The organism is Pseudomonas sediminis (genome assembly GCF_002741105.1).
Classification (GTDB): domain Bacteria; phylum Pseudomonadota; class Gammaproteobacteria; order Pseudomonadales; family Pseudomonadaceae; genus Aquipseudomonas; species Aquipseudomonas sediminis.
The window spans coordinates 529825-550912 of record NZ_NIQU01000001.1 but is presented as its reverse complement, the minus strand read 5'-3'; the positions used below and the strand labels follow the sequence as shown (position 1 = coordinate 550912).

At 62.6% G+C, this 21088-nt stretch carries 19 protein-coding genes and 1 other RNA gene; 19 read left to right on the top strand and 1 reads right to left on the bottom strand.

The features are described from left to right. The 18 genes from rsmI to lpxC all read left to right on the top strand — a co-directional run bounded on the left by rsmI (position 1) and on the right by lpxC (position 19335). Complete coding sequence (rsmI, locus tag CDO35_RS02695; protein WP_099522454.1) at positions 1–900, top strand: 16S rRNA (cytidine(1402)-2'-O)-methyltransferase; 900 nt, start codon at positions 1–3, stop codon at positions 898–900. A 59-nt stretch (positions 901–959) separates the two neighbouring features. Continuing rightward, an RNA gene (gene rnpB, locus CDO35_RS02690) (RNase P RNA component class A) lies at positions 960–1307 on the top strand. 308 nt (positions 1308–1615) lie between these two features. Then, a complete protein-coding gene (gene mraZ, locus CDO35_RS02685; RefSeq protein ID WP_003459315.1) occupies positions 1616–2071 on the top strand; it encodes a division/cell wall cluster transcriptional repressor MraZ in 456 nt (151 codons plus the stop codon). Between the two features lie 2 nt (positions 2072–2073). Beyond that, a complete protein-coding gene (rsmH, locus tag CDO35_RS02680; RefSeq protein ID WP_099522453.1) occupies positions 2074–3018 on the top strand; it encodes a 16S rRNA (cytosine(1402)-N(4))-methyltransferase RsmH in 945 nt (314 codons plus the stop codon). Beyond that, positions 3015–3308 (top strand): cell division protein FtsL, encoded by a 294-nt coding sequence (gene ftsL, locus CDO35_RS02675; protein WP_099522452.1) that lies wholly within the window; start codon positions 3015–3017, stop codon positions 3306–3308. Before rsmH ends, ftsL begins: the two co-directional genes overlap by 4 nt. Beyond that, the gene (locus CDO35_RS02670) at positions 3305–5032 is read left to right on the top strand and encodes a peptidoglycan D,D-transpeptidase FtsI family protein (RefSeq protein ID WP_099522451.1); all 1728 of its coding nucleotides are present in this window, start codon (positions 3305–3307) and stop codon (positions 5030–5032) included. Before ftsL ends, CDO35_RS02670 begins: the two co-directional genes overlap by 4 nt. After that, positions 5032–6495 (top strand): UDP-N-acetylmuramoyl-L-alanyl-D-glutamate--2,6-diaminopimelate ligase, encoded by a 1464-nt coding sequence (locus tag CDO35_RS02665; protein WP_099522450.1) that lies wholly within the window; start codon positions 5032–5034, stop codon positions 6493–6495. The genes CDO35_RS02670 and CDO35_RS02665 overlap by 1 nt, the downstream gene beginning before the upstream one ends. After that, entirely contained in the window at positions 6488–7858 is a 1371-nt protein-coding gene (locus tag CDO35_RS02660) for a UDP-N-acetylmuramoyl-tripeptide--D-alanyl-D-alanine ligase (protein WP_099522449.1), read from the top strand. Before CDO35_RS02665 ends, CDO35_RS02660 begins: the two co-directional genes overlap by 8 nt. Next, the gene (gene mraY, locus CDO35_RS02655; RefSeq protein ID WP_099522448.1) at positions 7859–8941 is read left to right on the top strand and encodes a phospho-N-acetylmuramoyl-pentapeptide-transferase; all 1083 of its coding nucleotides are present in this window, start codon (positions 7859–7861) and stop codon (positions 8939–8941) included. A gap of 5 nt (positions 8942–8946) precedes the next feature. Beyond that, the gene (gene murD, locus CDO35_RS02650; RefSeq protein ID WP_099522960.1) at positions 8947–10293 is read left to right on the top strand and encodes a UDP-N-acetylmuramoyl-L-alanine--D-glutamate ligase; all 1347 of its coding nucleotides are present in this window, start codon (positions 8947–8949) and stop codon (positions 10291–10293) included. Next, positions 10293–11510 carry a putative lipid II flippase FtsW gene (gene ftsW / locus CDO35_RS02645; protein ID WP_099522447.1) on the top strand — a complete coding sequence of 406 codons (1218 nt, stop codon included), beginning with the start codon at positions 10293–10295 and terminating at the stop codon, positions 11508–11510. The genes murD and ftsW overlap by 1 nt, the downstream gene beginning before the upstream one ends. Then, the gene (gene murG / locus CDO35_RS02640) at positions 11500–12570 is read left to right on the top strand and encodes an undecaprenyldiphospho-muramoylpentapeptide beta-N-acetylglucosaminyltransferase (protein WP_099522446.1); all 1071 of its coding nucleotides are present in this window, start codon (positions 11500–11502) and stop codon (positions 12568–12570) included. The genes ftsW and murG overlap by 11 nt, the downstream gene beginning before the upstream one ends. Positions 12571–12604: 34 nt before the next feature. Continuing rightward, positions 12605–14005, top strand: coding sequence for a UDP-N-acetylmuramate--L-alanine ligase (murC, locus tag CDO35_RS02635; protein ID WP_243699048.1), 1401 nt, complete (start codon positions 12605–12607; stop codon positions 14003–14005). Next, positions 14002–14943, top strand: a complete 942-nt coding sequence (locus CDO35_RS02630) for a D-alanine--D-alanine ligase (RefSeq protein ID WP_099522444.1) — start codon at positions 14002–14004, stop codon at positions 14941–14943. The genes murC and CDO35_RS02630 overlap by 4 nt, the downstream gene beginning before the upstream one ends. A 3-nt stretch (positions 14944–14946) precedes the next feature. Continuing rightward, entirely contained in the window at positions 14947–15813 is an 867-nt protein-coding gene (locus tag CDO35_RS02625) for a cell division protein FtsQ/DivIB (protein WP_099522443.1), read from the top strand. 15 nt (positions 15814–15828) lie between these two features. Then, positions 15829–17076, top strand: a complete 1248-nt coding sequence (gene ftsA / locus CDO35_RS02620; protein ID WP_017678973.1) for a cell division protein FtsA — start codon at positions 15829–15831, stop codon at positions 17074–17076. A gap of 42 nt (positions 17077–17118) precedes the next feature. Continuing rightward, positions 17119–18312, top strand: a complete 1194-nt coding sequence (ftsZ, locus tag CDO35_RS02615; protein ID WP_021488111.1) for a cell division protein FtsZ — start codon at positions 17119–17121, stop codon at positions 18310–18312. 111 nt (positions 18313–18423) lie between these two features. Further along, positions 18424–19335 carry a UDP-3-O-acyl-N-acetylglucosamine deacetylase gene (gene lpxC / locus CDO35_RS02610; protein ID WP_092380093.1) on the top strand — a complete coding sequence of 304 codons (912 nt, stop codon included), beginning with the start codon at positions 18424–18426 and terminating at the stop codon, positions 19333–19335. A 154-nt stretch (positions 19336–19489) separates the two neighbouring features. Here the strand turns inward: lpxC and CDO35_RS02605 are convergent, their stop codons facing one another. Beyond that, a complete protein-coding gene (locus CDO35_RS02605) occupies positions 19490–19945 on the bottom strand; it encodes a DUF721 domain-containing protein (RefSeq protein WP_099522442.1) in 456 nt (151 codons plus the stop codon). A gap of 77 nt (positions 19946–20022) precedes the next feature. On the opposite strand from CDO35_RS02605, the gene CDO35_RS02600 reads away from it, so the two are divergent. Further along, on the top strand, positions 20023–20943 hold the full coding sequence (locus CDO35_RS02600; RefSeq protein ID WP_099522959.1) for a M23 family metallopeptidase: 921 nt from the start codon (positions 20023–20025) through the stop codon (positions 20941–20943). Positions 20944–21088: the final 145 nt, after the last annotated feature.

Genomic DNA, 21088 nt, shown 5'->3' with positions numbered 1-21088 from the left:
ATGAGCGCTCTTTCAATTAACGAGGTGTTTCCAGTGAGTCAGCCCGCAGTCGCAAGCGTCCAGCCAGGCAGCCTATATGTGGTCGCCACGCCCATTGGCAATCTGGATGACATCAGCGCGCGGGCCTTGCGGATTCTGCGTGAGGTGGCGCTGATCGCGGCGGAGGACACTCGGCACTCGGCGCGCCTGCTGCAGCATTTCGGCATCGAGACGCCTCTGGCTGCCTGTCATGAGCACAACGAACGCGATCAGGGTGGCCGCTTTCTGGCGCGGCTGCAGGCAGGCGAGGATGTGGCGTTGATTTCCGATGCGGGCACGCCGTTGATCTCCGATCCCGGTTATCACCTGGTGCGTCAGGCGCGTGCCGCAGGCGTCGCGGTGGTGCCGGTACCCGGTGCCTGTGCCTTGATCGCGGCCCTGTCGGCCGCTGGTCTGCCGTCGGATCGCTTCATCTTCGAGGGCTTTCTGCCAGCCAAGGCTGCGGGGCGCCGTGCGCGTCTGGAGCAAGTGCGGGAAGAGCCACGTACGCTGATCTTCTATGAGGCGCCGCACCGTATTCTCGAATGTCTGCAGGATATGCGTGATGTATTTGGCGGTGATCGCCCTGCACTGCTGGCACGTGAGCTGACCAAAACCTTCGAGACCCTGCAGGGGCTGCCGCTGGCCGAGCTGAGCGAGTGGGTGGCTGCAGACAGCAATCAGCAGCGCGGCGAATGCGTGGTGCTGGTGGCAGGCTGGCAGGCGCCGGAGGGCGAGGAAGCTGTCAGCGCCGAAGCCTTGCGCGTGCTCGATCTGCTGATGGCGGAAATGCCGCTCAAACGCGCGGCAGCGCTGGCGGCGGAGATCACCGGAGTGCGCAAGAATCTGCTTTACCAAGTCGCCTTGGAGCGCAAGGCCTAGCGCGTTCGCCATCGGTCTAGCTTGCAGCTTGCCATCACGCCCGGTACCCTTGCCGGCGGAGAGTCGATCGGACAGTCGCTGCCTTCGCAAGAAGGGGGAGGAAAGTCCGGGCTCCATAGGGCGGAGTGCCAGGTAACGCCTGGGGGGCGTGAGCCTACGGAAAGTGCCACAGAAAATAACCGCCTAAGTGCTTCGGCGCCGGTAAGGGTGAAAAGGTGCGGTAAGAGCGCACCGCACGGCTGGCAACAGTCCGTGGCTAGGTAAACCCCACTCGGAGCAAGACCAAATAGGGTTCCATCGGCGTGGCCCGCGCTGGAACCGGGTAGGTTGCTAAAGGCGTGCAGTGATGTACGTCGTAGAGGAATGACTGTCCTCGACAGAACCCGGCTTACAGATCGACTCTCCTCCTTCCTTTCTCGTGTTGTGCTTCTATCTCCCTCCTGTTTGATACCGAAAAATTCTTACTCTTAATAAATTACTTTAAGTTCGAATTTCAGCTGGCTGGAATGGTTGAGGTTTATCTGCAAAAAGCCGGTTCCGGCATCCCTTTTCCCCTCGCTTTTGTTCGCTAAATCTCCGTCCCGTAAGGATTTTTCCCTCTTGGAGCGCCTTGACGGTGGGGCGTGCGCGTTCCTATAGTGTGCGCAAGTGGTAAGAAGTGGCACGAAGTGGGTTTTTTTGGGCATGGAAAGCTAATTACAGGGGAAGCGCAGCCGTGTTTCGCGGAGCTAACGCCATCAGTCTCGACGCCAAAGGGCGCCTCGCGATGCCGAGTCGGTATCGTGACGAGCTCGTTGCGCGTTGCAGTGGCCAGCTCATCGTGACCATTGATGCCGTTGACCCCTGTCTTTGCGTTTATCCGCTGGCCGAGTGGGAGCTGATCGAGAACAAGCTGCGTGAGCTGGCTTCCTTTCGTGAAGAGAACCGCCGTCTGCAGCGTCTGCTGATCGGTAATGCCGTCGATCTCGAGCTGGATGCTAGTGGCCGCTTTCTGGTGCCGCCGCGTTTGCGTGAATACGCCAAGCTGGACAAGCGAGCGATGCTCGTCGGTCAGCTGAACAAGTTTCAACTCTGGGATGAAGATTCCTGGAATGCCGTAGCTGAAGCCGACCTCGCTGCCATCAAACAGCCGGGCGCCCTTTCCGATGACCTGCGTGACCTGATCCTGTGACCATGACCGATAGCAACTTCCGCCATATCACCGTGCTGCTCGACGAAGCCGTCGAGGGGCTGGCTGTGCGCGGTGATGGTCGTTATATGGATGGCACCTTCGGCCGTGGCGGGCACAGTCGGCTGATCCTGCAGAAGCTCGGGCCAGATGGGCGGCTCTTGGGGTTCGATAAGGATCCCCTGGCGATAGCCACCGGGGAAGCATTGGCGGCCGAAGACGGCCGCTTTGTCGTTGTGCAGCGCAGTTTTGCGGAACTTGGCGAGGAAGCTGTTGTCCGCGGCATCAGTGGTCAGGTCTCCGGCATTCTTCTCGATCTCGGTGTGTCGTCGCCGCAACTGGATGACCCTGAGCGTGGCTTCAGCTTTCTTAATGACGGCCCGCTGGACATGCGCATGAATCCGGACGTCGGCGTCAGCGCCGCTGACTGGATCGCCACGGCGGACGAAGACGAAATCGCCCGTGTGCTCAAGGATTACGGCGAGGAACGCTTCGCCAAGCGTATGGCGCGTGCCGTGGTGCAGCGCCGCGCCGAGCAGCCATTCACCCGCACCGCTGATCTGGCGCAGGTGCTGACCGTTGCCAATCCGGCCTGGGAAAAGGGCAAGAATCCAGCCACTCGCGCCTTCCAGGGCATCCGCATATACGTCAACAACGAGCTCGGTGATCTCGAGCGCGGCCTCGAAGCAGCGCTCGAGACGCTGGAAGTAGGCGGCCGTCTGGTGGTGATCAGCTTCCACTCGCTGGAAGATCGCATCGTCAAACAGTTCATGAAGCGTCAGGCCAAGGGCGAGGCGGACAAGCTGCCGCGTGACCTGCCAATCATTCCGAAAGCCTTCGAGCCGCGTCTGAAGCTGATCGGCAAGCCGGTCTACGCCGCTGAGGCCGAACTCAAAGCCAATCCGCGCTCGCGCAGCGCGGTGATGCGCATCGCGGAGAAGTTGCGGTGAGCCGTCGGCTGATCAAGTCCATGCCCAACGGCAGCTTCCTGATGCTGCTGTTGTTCATCGCCATCCTGGTTTCCGCAGTGGCGGTGTCGTACAGCGCGCATTGGAATCGTCAGCTGCTCAATGATCTGTACGGCGAGCTGAGCGTGCGCGATAAGACTCAGGCCGAGTGGGGCCGACTGATTCTCGAACAAAGTACCTGGACCGCACACAACCGCATCGAAGCGCTGGCCAGCGAGCAGCTGAAAATGCACATCCCTGACCCTGCCGCCGTGCGCATGGTGCGTCCATGATCGGGCTCGAAGGCGCACTCTACCCGTGGCGCTTCCGTCTGGTGCTGGTGTTGCTGGCGCTGATGGTCGGCGCCATCGCCTGGCGCATGCTCGATCTGCAGGTGCTCGATCATGACTTCCTCAAAGCGCATGGCGATGCCCGCAGCGTCCGGCATATCCCGATTCCTGCGCACCGCGGCCTGATCACCGACCGCAATGGTGAACCGTTGGCCGTCAGTACCCCTGTCACCACGCTCTGGGCCAATGGCAAGGAACTGCAGGCTGGTCGTGAGCAGTGGCCAGCGTTGGCTGCTGCCCTGGGGCAGGACCCGGCCAACTTCGCCGCACGTCTGGAGCAGAACAAAGAGCGCGAGTTCATGTATCTGGTGCGTGGCCTGACCCCGGAAAACGGTCAGCGCGTGCTGGACCTGAAAGTGCCAGGCGTCTATGCCATCGAAGAATTCCGCCGCTTCTATCCGGCTGGCGAAGTGGCGGCTCATGTCGTCGGCTTCACTGATATCGATGATCGCGGTCGTGAAGGCATGGAGCTGGCCTACGAAGACTGGTTGGCCGGTGTGCCAGGCAAGCGTCAGGTGCTCAAGGATCGCCGTGGCAAGTTGATCAAGGATGTCCAGGTTGCGCAGAACGCCAAGGCTGGCAAAGCCTTGGCGTTGTCCATTGACCTGCGTTTGCAGTATCTGGCCCATCGTGAGCTGCGCAATGCGCTGCTGGAAAACGATGCCAAGGCCGGCAGTCTGGTGATGGTCGATGTGAAGACCGGCGAAGTGCTGGCGATGGTCAACCATCCCACCTACAACCCGAACAATCGCCGCAACCTGACCCCGGCTGCCATGCGCAACCGCGCCATGATCGACGTGTTCGAGCCTGGTTCTACCATCAAGCCGTTGTCGATGTCCGCTGCGCTGGAGACCGGTCGCTGGAAACCCAGCGACATCGTTCAGGTCGGCAACGGCACTCTGCAGATCGGTCGCTACAGCATTCGCGACGTTTCCCGCACGCAAGGCCCTGCGTTGGACCTGACCGGTATCCTGATCAACTCCAGCAACGTCGGCATGAGCAAGATCGCGTTCGACGTGGGGGGCGAGAATATCCATCACGTGCTGAGCAATCTGGGTTTCGGTCGCGATACCGGCCTGGGTTTCCCGGGTGAACGTGTCGGCAATCTGCCCAATCATCGCAAATGGCGTGAGGCGGAGACCGCCACGCTGTCCTATGGCTACGGCCTCTCGGTGACTGCCGTGCAGTTGGCGCACGCCTACGCGGCGCTGGCCAATGGCGGCGGCATGACGCCGCTGTCGATGATTCGCGTGGACAGTAAGCCGAGCACCATGCAGGTCATGTCGCCCAACGTGGCCAAGACCCTGCAGGGCATGCTGCAGCAGGTGGTCGAGGCGCCGCGCGGCGTGTTCCGCGCCCAGGTGCCGGGTTACCACGTGGCCGGTAAGAGTGGTACCGCGCGTAAGACCAATGCTGGTGCCAAGGGCTACCAGAGCAATTCCTACCGGTCTCTGTTCGCCGGCTTCGCCCCAGCGCAGGATCCGCGCATTGCTCTGGTCGTTGTCATCGATGAGCCCGGCAAGGGCGCTTACTACGGCGGCCTGATTTCCGCGCCAGTGTTCAGCCGGGTGATGGCGGGTTCGCTGCGCCTGATGAACATTGCGCCAGACAATCTGCCGCCACCCGAGCAGAAGATGGCCGTTGTTGGCCAGGGAGGGCGCAACTGATGCCCATGCCGCTCAATCAATTGTTGCCAGCTGCCGAGGGCAGCGTGCTGATTCGTGAACTGACCCTGGACAGCCGCAAGGTGCGCCCGGGCGATTTGTTCCTGGCTGTGCCGGGCACCCAGCAGGATGGCCGCGTACACATCGCCGATGCCATCGCCCGCGGTGCGGCGGCAGTAGCCTTCGAGGCCGAAGGCGCTGCGCCCATGCATGCCGATAGTGCGGTGCTGGTGCCGGTCAAGGGTCTCGCTGGACAGCTGTCTGCCATCGCCGGGCGCTTCTATGGCGAACCGAGCCGTGCCCTGCATCTGGTCGGCGTTACCGGCACCAATGGCAAGACCAGCGTCAGCCAATTGCTGGCCCAGGCGCTGGATCTGCTCGGTCAGCCCTGCGGCATCGTCGGTACCCTGGGTACTGGCTTTAATGGCGCGCTGGAGCAGGGCAAGCACACCACCCCTGATCCGGTCGGCGTGCAGGCCACCCTGGCCTCGCTCAAGCAGGCCGGCGCTCGCGCTGTAGCGATGGAAGTTTCTTCTCATGGTCTGGACCAGGGCCGTGTCGCGGCGCTGGAATTCGATATTGCGGTGTTCACCAATCTGTCGCGTGATCACCTCGATTATCACGGCAGCATGGAGGCTTATGGCGCGGCCAAGGCCAAGCTGTTCGCCTGGCCAAATCTGCGTTGCCGGGTGATCAACCTCGATGACGCCTTCGGTCGTGAGTTGGCCGGGCAAGCGCACGAGTCGCGCCTGATCGGCTACAGCCTGAATGATGCCGGCGCCTTCCTTTATTGCAGCGAAGCGCACTTCGACGATCACGGCGTACGCGCACGTCTGGTGACGCCGCGTGGCGAAGGCGTGCTGCGCAGCAATCTGCTCGGCCGCTTCAACCTCAGTAATCTGTTGGCAGTGGTCGGTGCGCTGCTGGGCCTGGATTACGGCCTCGACGAGATTCTCAAGGTTCTGCCGCAACTGCAGGGGCCGGCTGGCCGCATGCAACGCCTTGGTGGCGGCGACAAGCCCTTGGTGGTGGTCGACTACGCGCACACCCCGGATGCGCTGGAAAAAGTTCTCGAAGCCATGCGCCCACATGTCGAAGGTCGCCTGGTCTGCCTGTTCGGTTGCGGCGGTGATCGCGACCGCGGCAAGCGTCCGCTGATGGCCGCGGTTGCCGAGCGGTTGGCCGATGTGGTGTGGGTGACCGATGACAACCCGCGTACGGAAGAGCCGGCGCAGATCGTTGCCGATATTCGCGCAGGCTTCGCCGCGCCGGAACAGGTGCAATTCATTCACGGCCGTGGCGATGCCATCGCACGGCTGATCGCCCAGGCTGAAGTCGCCGACGTGCTGGTGTTGGCTGGTAAGGGCCACGAGGATTACCAGGAAATCATGGGTGTGCGTCAGCCGTTCTCCGACCTGATCGAAGCGAACAAGGCTCTGACGGCCTGGGAGGCGACTCATGCTTAAGCCTTGGCTGCTCAGCGAAGTCGCCGCCGACCTGAGCGCGCGCGTGATCGGCGCCGATGTGGCGTTCTCCGCCGTTGGTAGCGACAGTCGCACCATCGCTGCGGGTCAGTTGTTCGTGGCGTTGACCGGTCCACGCTTCGACGGTCATGACTATCTGGCCGAAGTCGCTGCCAAGGGCGCGGTCGCCGCGCTGGTCGAGCGTGAAGTGGCGAATGCCCCGTTGCCACAATTGCTGGTGGCCGACACCCGCCTGGCGCTCGGTCAACTGGGGGCGTTGAATCGTCAGGCTTTCAGCGGCCCGCTGGCTGCCGTAACGGGTTCCAGTGGCAAGACCAGCGTGAAGGAAATGCTCGCCGCCATCCTGCGTGCCGGCTTGAACGGTGCGGTACTGGCCACTCGCGGCAACCTCAACAACGATCTTGGTGCGCCATTGACTCTGTTGGAGTTGGCGCCGGAGCATCGCGCCGGGATGATCGAACTGGGCGCCAACCATGTGGGTGAAATCGCCTACACCGTGAGCCTCACCCGGCCGCAGGTAGCGATCATCACCAATGCCGGTAATGCCCACGTCGGCGAGTTCGGCGGCCCGGAAAAGATCGTCGAGGCCAAGGGCGAGATCCTTGAAGGCCTGCCGAACGATGGCGTGGCCGTGCTCAACCTGGACGACAAGGCCTTCGTCACCTGGCAGCGCCGCGCAGCCGGACGCAAGGTGCTGAGTTTTGCCTTGCGCGACACCCGCGCGGACTTCCACGGCAGCGATCTGGCCCGCGACGAGCGTGGCTGCCAGGGCTTCACTCTGCGTAGCCCGGCCGGTAGCGCGCGCATTCAACTCAACCTGCTGGGCGAGCATAACGTGGCCAATGCGCTGGCAGCCTGTGCTGCCGCTCATGCCCTGGGTATGCCGTTGGTCGCCATGGTCGAGGGCCTGGAAAACCTGCAGCCGGTCAAAGGCCGCGCGGTAGCGCAGCTGGCGCCGAACGGCGTGCGAGTCATCGATGACAGTTACAACGCCAACCCGGTGTCCATGTGTGCGGCGGTGGATATACTCGCCGGCTTCTCCGGTCGCACCGTTCTGGTGCTGGGAGACATGGGCGAGCTGGGCGAGTGGGCTGAACAGGGCCATCGCGATGTCGGTCGCCATGCTGCGGGCAAGGTCGATGCACTGTATGCCGTCGGCCCGCTGATGCGTTTTGCGGTCGAGGAGTTTGGCTCAAAAGGCCGTCACTTCGTCGATCAAGCCGAGCTGATCGAAGCGCTTCGCGCCGAGCAGGCCGGCAGCACACTACTAATCAAGGGTTCACGCAGCGCTGCCATGGACAAGGTCGTGGCGGCGCTGTGTGGCGTATCTGGGGAGATTCACTAAATGCTGCTGCTGCTGGCGGAGTACCTGCAACAGTTTCACAAGGGCTTCGCGGTCTTTCAGTACCTGACTCTGCGCGGCATCCTCGGCGTGCTCACCGCCCTGGCGCTGTCGCTGTGGCTCGGTCCGTGGATGATCCGTACCCTGCAGGTGCGTCAGATCGGTCAGTCCGTGCGCAACGATGGCCCGCAGTCACACCTGTCGAAGAAAGGCACGCCGACCATGGGCGGCGCGCTGATTCTCACCGCCATCGCCGTCAGTACCCTGCTCTGGGCCGACCTGTCCAACCGCTATGTGTGGGTGGTGCTGGCCGTGACGTTGGCGTTTGGTGCCATTGGCTGGGTCGACGACTACCGCAAGGTGATCGAGAAGAACTCGCGTGGCCTGCCGAGCCGCTGGAAGTATTTCTGGCAGTCGGTGTTTGGCCTCGCGGCGGCCGTCTTCCTTTATATGACTGCGCAGAGCCCGGTGGAGACCACCCTGATCCTGCCGCTGCTCAAGGATGTCGCCATTCCCCTGGGCGCCGGCTTCGTGGTGTTGACCTACTTCGTTATCGTCGGCACCAGCAATGCGGTGAACCTCACTGACGGTCTCGATGGTCTGGCCATTCTGCCGACCGTGATGGTCGGCGGTGCGCTGGGGATCTTCTGCTACCTGTCGGGCAACGTGAACTTCGCCGAATACCTGCTGATTCCGTACGTTCCGGGTTCCGGTGAGTTGATCGTGTTCTGCGCCGCGCTGGTCGGTGCCGGTCTGGGCTTTCTGTGGTTCAACACCTACCCGGCGCAGGTGTTCATGGGCGACGTGGGTGCGCTGGCGCTTGGTGCTGCGCTGGGCACCATCGCCGTGATCGTTCGCCAGGAAGTCGTGCTGTTCATCATGGGCGGCGTGTTCGTGATGGAAACCCTCTCGGTGATCATCCAGGTCGCCAGCTTCAAGCTGACCGGCAAGCGCGTGTTCCGCATGGCGCCGATTCATCACCATTTCGAACTCAAGGGCTGGCCTGAGCCGCGCGTGATCGTCCGTTTCTGGATCATCACCGTGATTCTCGTGCTGATCGGCCTGGCCACCCTGAAACTGAGGTAATGAGCGTGTCATTGATCGCTTCCGACCAGTTCCGCATCGTTGTCGGCCTCGGCAAGAGCGGCATGTCCCTGGTGCGCTTCCTTGCGCAGCAGGGCGTGCGCTTTGCCGTGGCCGATACGCGCGCGAACCCGCCGGAGCTGGAGACGCTCAAGCGTGATTACCCGCAGGTGGAAGTACGTTGCGGCGAGCTGGATGTGGACTTCCTCTGCCGCGCCTCGGAGCTGTACGTGAGTCCGGGCCTGGCCGTATCGACCCCGGCGCTGGCGGCTGCAGCGGCGCGCGGCGTGAAGCTTTCCGGCGATATCGACCTGTTCGCGCGTTACGCTAAGGCACCGATCATCGCTATCACCGGTTCCAACGCCAAGAGCACCGTCACCACCCTGGTCGGCGAGATGGCGGCTGCGGCTGGCAAGCGCGTGGCGGTGGGCGGCAATCTCGGTACGCCGGCGCTGGACCTGCTGGCGAACGACGTCGAACTGTATGTGCTGGAGCTGTCCAGCTTCCAGCTGGAAACCACCGATCAGCTCAACGCTGAAGTGGCGACTTGCCTGAACATCAGCGAAGACCACATGGACCGCTACAGCGGTCTGCCTGCCTATCACCTGGCCAAGCATCGAATCTTCCGCGGCGCCCGTCAGGTGGTGATCAACCGTGACGACGCACTGTCGCGTCCGCTGATCGCCGACCAAGTGACCTGCTGGGAATTCGGCCTGGGTAAACCGGACTTCAAGCGCTTCGGCCTGCTCGAAGAGAACGGAGAGAAGTCCCTGGCGTTTCGCTTCGATGCATTGCTGCTGGTGAGCGAGCTGAAGATCCGTGGCGCGCACAATCAGTCCAACTCCCTGGCGGCGCTGGCGCTCGGTCATGCCGTCGGCCTGCCGATGGAGGCGATGCTCGCCACTCTGCGCCAGTTCGCTGGTTTGCCGCACCGCTGCCAGTGGGTCGGTGAGCGCGGCGGCGTGAGTTACTACGACGACTCCAAGGCCACCAACGTCGGTGCAGCGCTGGCAGCCATCGAAGGCCTGGGTGCGGATATCGCCGGTAAGCTGGTACTGATCGCTGGCGGTGACGGTAAAGGCGCCGACTTCTCGGCGCTGAAAAATCCGGTCGCGCGCTTCTGCCGTGCGGTGGTGCTGCTCGGTCGTGATGCCGGGCGCCTTGCCGATGCGTTGGGCGATGCGGCGCCGCTGGTGCGGGTCGAGACGCTCGACGAGGCCGTGCAGCGTTGCAGCGAATTGGCAGAGGCCGGCGACGCCGTGCTGTTGTCGCCAGCGTGCGCCAGCCTCGACATGTTCAAGAATTTCGAAGAACGCGGGCGTCTGTTCGCCCAGGCCGTGGGAGGGCTTCGCTGATGCTCGGCTTCCTGCGCGTGCGTCCCTCGCCGCTGTTCGGTCGCGGTTTAGATGTCGATTTTCCAATGCTCGCGGGCTGCCTCGGCCTGCTCGGCCTGGGCCTGGTGATGATCACCTCGGCGTCGTCGGAAGTCGCAGCGGCGCTGTCCGGCAACCCGCTGTATCACATGATTCGCCACCTGATTTATCTGGTCATTGGTCTTGGTGCCGCCGGCATCGTGCTGATGATTCCTATGAGCTTCTGGCAGCGCTATGGCTGGATGCTGCTGCTGGCGGCGTTCGGTTTGCTGGTGTTGGTGCTGATCCCCGGCATTGGTCGCGAGGTCAACGGTGCGCGGCGCTGGATCGGCTTTGGTGCGTTCAACGTGCAGCCTTCGGAAATCGCCAAGGTCTTCGTCGTCGTCTACCTGGCCGGCTACCTGGTGCGCCGTCAGGAAGAGGTGCGTGAGAGCTGGATGGGCTTCTTCAAGCCGTTCGTGGTACTGCTGCCGATGGCTGGTCTGCTGCTGCTGGAGCCGGACTTCGGCGCCACCGTGGTGATGATGGGCTCGGCCATGGCCATGCTGTTTCTCGGCGGTGTCGGCATGCTGCGCTTCGGCCTGATGGTGGCCCTGGCAGTCGGCGCCGTGTTCGTCCTGGTGCAGACTCAGGAATATCGCCTGCAGCGTCTGATCACCTTCACCGATCCCTGGGCCGACCAGTATGGCTCGGGCTACCAGCTGACTCAGGCGCTGATCGCCTTCGGTCGTGGCGAGTGGTTCGGCGTGGGCTTGGGTAACAGCATCCAGAAGCAGTTCTATCTGCCCGAAGCGCACACCGACTTCGTCTTCTCGGTCCTGGCCGAGGAGCTGGGCTTCGTCGGTGCACTGGCGACCCTGGCACTGTTCGTCTTCGTCTGCGTGCGCGGCCTGTACATCGGCCTGTGGGCCGAGAAGGCCAAGCAGTTCTTCTCCGCCTACGTGGCCTACGGCCTGTCCTTCCTGTGGATCGGCCAGTTCCTGATCAACATCGGCGTGAACACCGGCCTGCTGCCAACCAAGGGTCTGACCCTGCCGTTCCTCAGCTACGGCGGCTCGTCGCTGGTGATCTGCTGCGTCAGCCTGGCAGTCCTGCTACGTATCGAGTGGGAGCGGCGCAACGTACTGGGCAACGAGGATATCGAGTTCAGCGAAGAGGATTTCGCCGAGCCGAACAAGGAGGTCGCCCATGCGCGGTAATGTCCTGATCATGGCTGGCGGCACCGGCGGCCACGTGTTCCCGGCTCTGGCCTGTGCTCGTGAGTTCCAGGCGCGTGGTTACAGCGTGCATTGGCTGGGTACGCCGCGCGGCATCGAGAACGAGCTGGTACCGCAAGCCGGTCTGCCCCTGCACCTGATCAACGTCAGCGGTCTGCGTGGCAAGAGCAAGCTGGCGCTGCTCAAGGCGCCGTTCCAGCTGTTGCGTTCGCTGCTGCAGGCGCGCCGCATCGTACGTGAGTTGCAGCCGGTGTGCGTACTGGGCATGGGCGGTTACGTCACTGGCCCTGGCGGCCTGGCTGCGCGTCTGGCCGGCGTACCGCTGGTGATCCACGAGCAGAACGCCGTGGCCGGTACCGCCAACCGCCTGCTGTCGCGTATCGCCGTGCGCATCTGCGAAGCCTTCCCGAATACCTTCGGTGCATCCGACAAGCGGCGCACCACCGGTAATCCGGTGCGTGAAGAGCTGTTCCTGGAAACCCCGCGCGAGCCGCTGGTAGGCCGCAAGCCGAAACTGCTGGTGCTGGGCGGTAGCCTGGGCGCCGAGCCGCTGAACAAATTGCTGCCGGCTGCACTGGAGAAAATCCCCGCCGACGTACGTCCGCAGGTGTTTCACCAGGCCGGTAAACAACATGCCGAAATCACTGCGGAGCGTTATCGCGATGCCGCGGTCGAAGCCGAGGTCGCGCCCTTCATCAAGGACATGGCACGTGCCTATGGCTGGGCCGATCTGGTGGTGTGCCGCGCTGGCGCGCTTACCGTCAGCGAACTGGCGGCAGCAGGTCTGCCATCGTTCCTCGTGCCGTTGCCGCACGCGATCGACGACCACCAGAGCCGCAATGCCGAATATCTGGCGAAGGAGGGCGCCGCTGTCCTTCTTGCGCAACATGCCACTGACGCGGATACGCTTGCCGCGCAGCTCACCGAGGTTCTGATGCACCTGGAAAAACTCAATGTCATGGGCGCCACCGCGCGTCGCCTGGCCAAGCCCGATGCCACCCGCACGGTGGTCGACATCTGCCAGGAGGTGATGCGTGGCTAAGTCTCCTGCTGCGGTCAAGGCTGAAGTACGCCGTATGCGTCGTATCCGCCGCATCCACTTCGTCGGTATCGGCGGCGTGGGCATGTGCGGTATCGCCGAGGTGCTGCTGAACCTGGGTTACGAAGTGTCCGGCTCCGATCTCAAGGCGTCGGCCGTGACCGAGCGCCTGGAAAACTTCGGGGCGACCATTTTCATCGGTCACCGCGCGGAAAACGCCGAGCAAGCCGATGTGCTGGTGGTATCCAGCGCCGTCAACACCAGCAACCCGGAGGTCGCCACTGCGCTGGAACGGCGTATTCCGGTGGTGCCGCGTGCCGAGATGCTCGCCGAGCTGATGCGCTACCGTCACGGCATCGCCGTCGCCGGCACCCACGGCAAGACCACTACTACCAGCCTGCTGGCATCCGTGTTCGCCGCTGGCGGCCTGGATCCGACCTTCGTCATCGGCGGTCGCCTGAATGCTGCCGGTACCAATGCCCAGCTCGGCTCCAGCCGCTTCCTGATTGCCGAGGCCGACGAGAGCGACGCCAGCTTCCTGCATCTGCAGCCGATGGTTTCGGTGGTCACCAACATCGATGCCGACCATATGAGCACCTATGGCGGTGACTTCAACAAGCTGAAGAAGACCTTCATCGAGTTCCTGCACAACCTGCCGTTCTATGGCCTGGCCGTACTCTGCGTGGACGATCCGGTGGTGCGCGAGCTGCTGCCGCAGGTCGGCCGCCCGACCATGACTTACGGCTTCGCCGAAGACGCCGACGTACGTGCGATCAACGTGCGCCAGGAAGGTATGCGCACCTACTTCACCGTGCTGCGCCCTGACTGCGAGCCGCTCGACGTGTCGGTCAACATGCCGGGTAACCACAACGTTCTCAATGCGCTGGCAACCATCGCCATTGCTACCGACGAAGGCATCGATGATGCAGCCATCGTCAGCGGCCTGGCGGGCTTCCAGGGCGTCGGTCGACGCTTCCAGGTCTACGGCGAACTGCCGGTGGATGGCGGCAGCGTGATGCTGGTCGACGACTACGGCCATCACCCGCGTGAAGTGGCTGCGGTGATCAAGGCTGTGCGCGGTGGTTGGCGGGAGCGTCGCCTGGTGATGGTCTATCAGCCGCACCGTTACAGCCGCACCCGCGACCTCTACGACGATTTCGTGCAGGTGCTCGGCGAGGCCAATGTGCTGCTGCTGGTCGAGGTCTATCCGGCTGGCGAGGAGCCGATTCCCGGTGCCGACAGCCGTCAGCTGTGCCACAGCATCCGTCAGCGCGGCCAGCTTGACCCGATCTATGTCGAGCGTGGCGCCGACCTGGCGCCGCTGCTCAAACCGCTGCTACGCGCTGGCGACATCCTGCTGTGCCAGGGCGCAGGTGATATTGGTGCAGTAGCGCCGCAACTGATCAAGCACCCACTGTTCGTGGGGGAGTCGAAATGAGTTTGCACAATACCCTCGATCCCAAGGCTTTCGGTCGCGTCGCCGTGCTGTTCGGCGGCAAGAGCGCCGAGCGTGAGGTGTCGCTGAAATCCGGCAATGCCGTGCTCAGCGCCCTGCAGGCGGGCGGTGTGGACGCCTTTGGCATCGATGTGGGAGATGATTTCCTGCTGCGCCTGAACAACGAGAAGATCGACCGCGCCTTCATCGTGCTGCACGGCCGTGGTGGCGAGGACGGCTCCATGCAGGGCCTGCTCGAGTGCGCCGGCATTCCCTACACCGGCAGCGGCATCCTCGCCTCGGCGCTGGCCATGGACAAGCTACGTACCAAGCAGGTCTGGCACAGCCTCGGCCTGCCGACGCCGCGCCATGCCGTGCTGACCTCGCAGGCTGATTGCGAAGCTGCTGCCGCCGAGCTGGGCTTCCCGCTGATCGTCAAACCAGCCCATGAAGGCTCGAGCATCGGCATGGCCAAGGTCGAAAGCGTCGAGGCGCTGATCGCTGCCTGGCAGGATGCCGCGCGCTACGACAGCCAGGTGCTGGTCGAACAGTGGATCGCTGGCCCCGAGTACACCATCGCCGTGCTGCGTGGTGAAGTGCTGCCGCCCATTGGGCTCGGCACCCCGCACACTTTCTACGACTACGACGCCAAGTACCTGGCCGATGACACCCAGTACCGCATTCCCTGCGGCCTGTCTCCTGAGAAGGAAGCAGAGCTGAAAGCGCTGACCGCACGCGCTTGCGAGGCCGTGGGCACTCAGGGCTGGGCACGCGCTGACGTGATGCAGGATGCCAACGGCCAGTTCTGGCTGCTGGAAGTGAACACCGTACCGGGCATGACCGATCACAGCCTGGTGCCAATGGCCGCGCGTGCTGCTGGCCTGGATTTCCAGCAACTGGTGCTGGCAATCCTGGCTGACAGCGTCGAGGCGAGGGGTTAAGCGATGAGCATCGCTCTGCGCCATCAAGACTCGCTGAGGGCTCCGCAACGCGGCAAGCCCGCGCCGCGTGGCGCCAGCCGTCTGGTGACCAAGGAGCCGATGCGCCTGAGTCTGCCCAAGCCGGACTTCTCCTGGGTGGGCCGCCTGCTCTGGCCGCTGGCGCTGGTCGGTCTGGGCTTTGCTGCCTACGAAGGTGCACAGCGTCTGCTGCCCTACGCCGATCGCCCGATCGCGCGCATCAGCGTGCAGGGCGATCTGGCTTACGTCAGCCAGCAGGCGGTACAGCGACGGATCGCGCCGTTCATCGAGGCGAACTTCTTCAGCGCTGATCTGCGCGGCATGCGCGAAGAACTCGAACGCATGCCCTGGATCGCTCATGCCGAAGTGCGTCGCGTCTGGCCAGATCAGATCGACGTGCGCCTCGAAGAGCAGCTGCCTATCGCCCGCTGGGGTGACGAAGCGCTGCTCAACAACCAGGGCCAGGCGTTCGCGCCGCAGGAGCTGGACAACTATCAGCATCTACCGCAGCTGTCCGGCCCGAAGCGGGCGCAGCCGAAGGTGATGCAGCAGTATCAGATGCTCAGCCAATTGCTGCGGCCGATGGGCTTCACCGTGGTCGGACTGCAGTTGCGCGAGCGCGGCAGCTGGTTCCTCTCGGCCACCGAGAACGCCAGCGGGCAGCGTATCGACATCCTGCTGGGACGTGATCACGTGGTGGAAAAAATGCGTCGCTTCGCCGCCATCTATGAGCGGGAACTGAAAGAACAGAGCGCGAACATCGCGCGCATCGACCTGCGTTATGCCAACGGCCTGGCCGTGGCCTGGCGTGAGCCGGTGGAGCCGGCTGCGGCCGAGCAGAAAGTGAATTGAGGAGAGGCAGGACTAATGAATAGCGCGCAGAGCGGCAAGATGATCGTTGGCCTGGACATCGGCACCTCCAAGGTGGTGGCGCTGGTGGGTGAGGTGACGGCCGACGGCCAGCTGGAAATCGTCGGTATCGGCACTCATCCGTCGCGCGGGCTGAAGAAGGGTGTGGTGGTCAATATCGAGTCCACCGTGGCCTCGATTCAGCGCGCCGTGGAAGAGGCGCAACTGATGGCGGGCTGCCGTATCCACTCGGCGTTCGTCGGTGTGGCCGGCAATCACATCCGTAGCCTGAACAGCCACGGCATCGTTGCCATCCGTGATCGCGAAGTGAGCCCGGCCGATATCGAGCGCGTGCTCGACGCCGCGCAGGCCGTGGCCATTCCGGCGGACCAGCGCGTGCTGCACACCCTGGCGCAGGATTACGTGATCGACAACCAGGAAGGCGTGCGCGAGCCGTTGGGCATGTCCGGCGTACGCCTGGAAGCCAAGGTGCACGTGGTTACCTGCGCCGTGAACGCCGCGCAGAACATCGAGAAGTGCGTGCGTCGCTGCGGTCTGGAAGTCGACGACATCATCCTCGAGCAGCTGGCATCCGCGTATTCGGTACTGACCGAAGACGAGAAGGAGCTGGGCGTGTGCCTGGTGGATATCGGCGGTGGCACCACCGATATCGCCATCTTCACCGAAGGCGCGATTCGTCACACCGCGGTGATTCCGATTGCTGGTGACCAGGTTACCAACGACATCGCCATGGCCCTGCGTACGCCGACCCAGTACGCCGAAGAAATCAAGATTCGCTATGCCTGCGCCCTGGCCAAGCTGGCCGGTGCTGGCGAAACCATCAAGGTGCCGAGCGTCGGTGATCGTCCGCCGCGCGACCTCTCGCGTCAGTCCCTGGCCGAAGTGGTCGAGCCGCGTTACGACGAGCTGTTCACCTTGGTTCAGGCCGAGCTGCGCCGCAGCGGCTACGAAGATCTGATTCCCGCCGGCATCGTCATGACCGGCGGCACGGCGAAGATGGAAGGCGCAGTAGAACTCGCCGAGGAGATCTTCCACATGCCGGTGCGCTTGGGCGTGCCACATAGCGTCAAGGGCATGGGCGATGTGGTGCGCAACCCGATTTATTCCACCGGTGTGGGCTTGCTGTTGTATGGGCTGCAGAAGCAGAACGACGGCATTTCCATGTCGGTGGGCAGTCCTTACCAGGACGAAAACAAAACCCCGGTACTCGAACGCATCAAGCGTTGGGTGCAAGGCAATTTCTAAATTTGCAGTAGGCGTTACAACTAGAAAGGAAGGAGAGGGATCATGTTCGAACTAGTAGATAACATTCCGCAAAGCGCGGTTATCAAAGTAATCGGTGTCGGTGGTGGCGGCGGTAACGCAGTCAATCACATGGCGGTCAGCAACATCGAGGGCGTCGAGTTCATCTGCGCCAACACCGATGCGCAGGCGCTGAAGAACATCGGCGCACGTACCGTGCTGCAGCTCGGCCCGGGCGTGACCAAAGGTCTGGGCGCTGGCGCCAATCCGGAAGTCGGTCGTCAGGCCGCGCTGGAAGATCGCGAGCGCATCGCTGAAGTGCTGCAAGGCACCGACATGGTGTTCATCACCACCGGCATGGGTGGCGGTACTGGTACCGGTGCTGCGCCGGTCATCGCCGAGGTGGCCAAGGAGCTGGGCATCCTCACCGTGGCTGTGGTCACCCGCCCGTTCCCGTTCGAAGGCAAGAAGCGCATGGTCATCGCCGATGAGGGCATTCGCGCGCTGTCCGAGAGCGTCGACTCGCTGATCACCATCCCCAACGAAAAGCTGCTGACCATCCTCGGCAAGGATGCCAGCCTGCTGTCCGCCTTCGCCAAGGCTGACGATGTGCTGGCTGGTGCCGTGCGCGGTATTTCCGACATCATCAAGCGTCCGGGCATGATCAACGTCGACTTCGCCGACGTGAAAACCGTGATGAGCGAAATGGGCATGGCCATGATGGGCACTGGCTGCGCCAGCGGTCCGAACCGTGCGCGTGAAGCAACCGAAGCGGCCATCCGCAACCCGCTGCTCGAAGACGTCAACCTGCAGGGTGCGCGCGGCATTCTGGTAAACATCACTGCCGGTCCGGACCTGTCGCTGGGTGAGTACTCCGATGTGGGTAACATCATCGAACAGTTCGCTTCCGAGCACGCCACCGTCAAGGTCGGGACCGTGATCGACGCCGACATGCGCGACGAACTGCACGTCACCGTGGTCGCTACCGGCCTCGGCGCGCGCATGGAGAAGCCGGTCAAGGTGGTCGACAACACCGTTCAGGTCGCCGTCAGCCAGCCGGTTGCCCAGCAGCCTGCCGCGCAGCCGCGCAGCGAGCAGTCGGTCAACTACAAGGACTACGAGCGTCCGACCGTGCAGCGCCAGAGCCACGGTGGCGCCGCCACTGCAGCCAAGCTCAATACCCAGGATGATCTCGATTACCTGGATATCCCGGCTTTCCTGCGTCGCCAGGCTGATTGATGGAATTTATCAGGAGCATATGGGTGATTGGTGTTCAGCAAAGGTCGGTTCTGCTATTATTCCCGACCATTGTTGAAAACAATTCGCAACTAGCGATATAGCGGCCAAGCCATGATCAGACAACGCACCCTGAAAAACATCATCCGTGCCACCGGCGTTGGCCTGCATTCGGGGGAGAAGGTTTACCTGACCCTGAAGCCGGCTCCGGTGGATACCGGTATCGTGTTTCGTCGTACCGACCTCGACCCCGTGGTGGAAATCCGCGCGCTGGCCGGGAATGTCGGTGAAACCACCATGTCGACCACGTTGATCAATGGTGATGTCAAGGTGGATACGGTAGAGCACCTGCTTTCGGCCATGGCAGGCCTGGGCATCGATAACGCCTACGTCGAGCTCTCCGCGTCCGAAGTACCGATCATGGATGGCAGTGCTGGTCCCTTTGTGTTCCTGATTCAATCCGCTGGCCTGCAGGAGCAGGAGGCGCCGAAGAAGTTCATCCGCATCCTGCGTGAGGTAACTGTGGAGGAGGGCGACAAGCGCGCCACCTTCGTACCTTTCGACGGGTTCAAGGTGAGCTTCGAGATCGACTTCGATCACCCCGTGTTCCGCAATCGCACGCAGAGCGCCAGTGTGGATTTCTCCAGCACGTCTTTCGTCAAGGAAGTCAGCCGGGCCCGCACCTTCGGTTTCATGCGTGACATCGAGTTTCTGCGTTCGCAGAACCTGGCGCTCGGTGGCAGTGTGGAGAACGCCATCGTGGTCGACGAACATCGTGTGCTCAATGAAGACGGCCTGCGTTACGAGGACGAATTCGTCAAACACAAGATTCTCGATGCCATCGGTGACCTGTACCTGCTGGGTAACAGCCTGATCGGCGAGTTCAAGGGCTTCAAGTCTGGTCACGCGCTCAACAATCGTTTGCTGCGCACGTTGATCGAACAGACCGATGCCTGGGAAATGGTGACCTTCGAGGACGCCAAACTCGCACCGATCTCTTACATGCGCCCGGTTGCGGCGGTGTAAACACACTCTCTTTCCAGCTTCAATTGAGGCCACCTTCGGGTGGCCTTTTTTATGGCGCGTGGTTGAGTCGGTGGTGAGTGCCGCAACGATTCATGGCGCCAATCATCTGGCGAAAGCGGCAAAAAAGACGTTTACCGACGAACGGAATTAGGGGTCATTCGTCTTTCTGCGTATGGCTGGCCAGGCGCTCAAGCGCGGCGCGTAGCCTGGGATCGCTGATGCCTTCGGCTGTCGCCTGGATGCTTTGTGCGGCGCTATTGGACAAGTGCAGGGTGCGACCGGTTCCACGATTCTGGCCGCCTTGAGGTTGCACCTTGAACATGATTTTCGTTAAGGTCGCGAATTCTTCGAGTGCCTGTAGTTGTCGTTGCAGTCTTCTTTGCTGATAACGCAGGCGTGTTGCCCAGTGGCCATCGGTCACTATCAATAGCAAGCAGCCGTCTCGCCAGGACGCTAAATGACAGTGTTCCCGGGCGGCAGGCTGTAGCTGGCTATCGACAAGACGCTGTAGGTGAGTAAGGCGTTGCGCCTGACCGAACAGCGCTTTCAGGGGCTTGGCTTCGCGTAACAGCTTAGCGGGTGCCTGAGCCGGCGAGGGACGAAACGTCATGGCAGGAAGCCTTAAGTTGCAGAGCCGTCATGGTAGCAGAGCGTGCTGCCGGCCTGTGCTCTGCGAAAGGGGAAGCCATGCATATCATTCTGCTAAATAGCCGTCACGGTTCGGCGCGAACGATCAATCTGGACCTGCGCTGGTTGCTGCTGTCGGCTGTCCTGCTGCTGGTCCTGAGCCTGGGTGCCGGTGCGGCAATGGGCGCCAAGTGGTTGACCGCCGAGCCGGTGGTCGACACCTCGCTGGCCGAAGCACTCGATCTGCAGCGTGAACAGGTTGGCGTGGTACGCCAGGACGCACAACGTCAGCTCGACGCCTTTGCCGTGCATGTCGCGGAACTGCAGGCGCGCCTCACGCGGCTCGATGCTCTGGGCGAGCGCCTGACCGAATTAGCGGAGCTGGACGCAGGCGAGTTCGACTTTTCCCTCAGTGTCGGGCAGGGCGGCGCGGAAGATGCGCTGGGCGCTTCGGCCTATGCACCGCCACCTTTCATGAGTGCGCTTGATGACCTGGCGCTGCGAGTGGAAAGCCGCGAGCAGCAGTTGGAAGTGCTGGAGCAACTGCTTGGCGAGCGTCGCCTGAGTGAAGCTGAGACACTTTCAGGTCGTCCGGTTTTGCAAGGTTATGTGTCGTCGCCTTTCGGGCGTCGCGTGCACCCGCTTACCGGTCGCGTGAGTGTCCACAAGGGCGTCGACTTCGCCGCCAAACCGGGGAGCGATGTGGTGTCGGTGGCGGCGGGTATCGTCACCTTCTCCGGCAAGAAGAATGGTTATGGCAACGTGGTCGAGATCAGTCATGCCGATGGCTACGTCACCCTCTACGCCCACAACCAGAGCAATACTGTACAGATCGGTGATCTGGTGCAGCGCGGCGAGACCATCGCCAAGGTCGGTCGCAGTGGTCGCTCCACCGGTTATCACGTGCATTTCGAAGTCAGCAAGGATGGCCGACAGGTCAATCCTGCCCTTTATATCGCGCGCGCCAACGGCGTCGAGTGAGTCAGGGCAACAGGCTGACCTTGAATTGCCAGCATTCATCCCCATATAAAGTTTCACGCCGCGCCCCTGGCTGACCGGGGATGCGTGGCCTGCGCCATTATGCGGCAGCAACGGGCTGACAACGTCACTTTCCTCCCTGAGTTTT

What these genes read in the sequence shown, in the direction of transcription:
- rsmI (WP_099522454.1), top strand. Translation starts at nt 1, where the DNA reads ATGAGCGCTCTTTCAATTAACGAGGTGTTTCCAGTGAGTCAGCCCGCA.
- rsmH (WP_099522453.1), top strand. Translation starts at nt 2,074, where the DNA reads ATGACCGATAGCAACTTCCGCCATATCACCGTGCTGCTCGACGAAGCC.
- CDO35_RS02670 (WP_099522451.1), top strand. Translation starts at nt 3,305, where the DNA reads ATGATCGGGCTCGAAGGCGCACTCTACCCGTGGCGCTTCCGTCTGGTG.
- CDO35_RS02665 (WP_099522450.1), top strand. Translation starts at nt 5,032, where the DNA reads ATGCCCATGCCGCTCAATCAATTGTTGCCAGCTGCCGAGGGCAGCGTG.
- CDO35_RS02660 (WP_099522449.1), top strand. Translation starts at nt 6,488, where the DNA reads ATGCTTAAGCCTTGGCTGCTCAGCGAAGTCGCCGCCGACCTGAGCGCG.
- mraY (WP_099522448.1), top strand. Translation starts at nt 7,859, where the DNA reads ATGCTGCTGCTGCTGGCGGAGTACCTGCAACAGTTTCACAAGGGCTTC.
- ftsW (WP_099522447.1), top strand. Translation starts at nt 10,293, where the DNA reads ATGCTCGGCTTCCTGCGCGTGCGTCCCTCGCCGCTGTTCGGTCGCGGT.
- murG (WP_099522446.1), top strand. Translation starts at nt 11,500, where the DNA reads ATGCGCGGTAATGTCCTGATCATGGCTGGCGGCACCGGCGGCCACGTG.
- murC (WP_243699048.1), top strand. Translation starts at nt 12,605, where the DNA reads ATGCGTCGTATCCGCCGCATCCACTTCGTCGGTATCGGCGGCGTGGGC.
- CDO35_RS02630 (WP_099522444.1), top strand. Translation starts at nt 14,002, where the DNA reads ATGAGTTTGCACAATACCCTCGATCCCAAGGCTTTCGGTCGCGTCGCC.
- CDO35_RS02625 (WP_099522443.1), top strand. Translation starts at nt 14,947, where the DNA reads ATGAGCATCGCTCTGCGCCATCAAGACTCGCTGAGGGCTCCGCAACGC.
- ftsA (WP_017678973.1), top strand. Translation starts at nt 15,829, where the DNA reads ATGAATAGCGCGCAGAGCGGCAAGATGATCGTTGGCCTGGACATCGGC.
- ftsZ (WP_021488111.1), top strand. Translation starts at nt 17,119, where the DNA reads ATGTTCGAACTAGTAGATAACATTCCGCAAAGCGCGGTTATCAAAGTA.
- lpxC (WP_092380093.1), top strand. Translation starts at nt 18,424, where the DNA reads ATGATCAGACAACGCACCCTGAAAAACATCATCCGTGCCACCGGCGTT.
- CDO35_RS02605 (WP_099522442.1), bottom strand. Translation starts at nt 19,945, where the DNA reads ATGACGTTTCGTCCCTCGCCGGCTCAGGCACCCGCTAAGCTGTTACGC.
- CDO35_RS02600 (WP_099522959.1), top strand. Translation starts at nt 20,023, where the DNA reads ATGCATATCATTCTGCTAAATAGCCGTCACGGTTCGGCGCGAACGATC.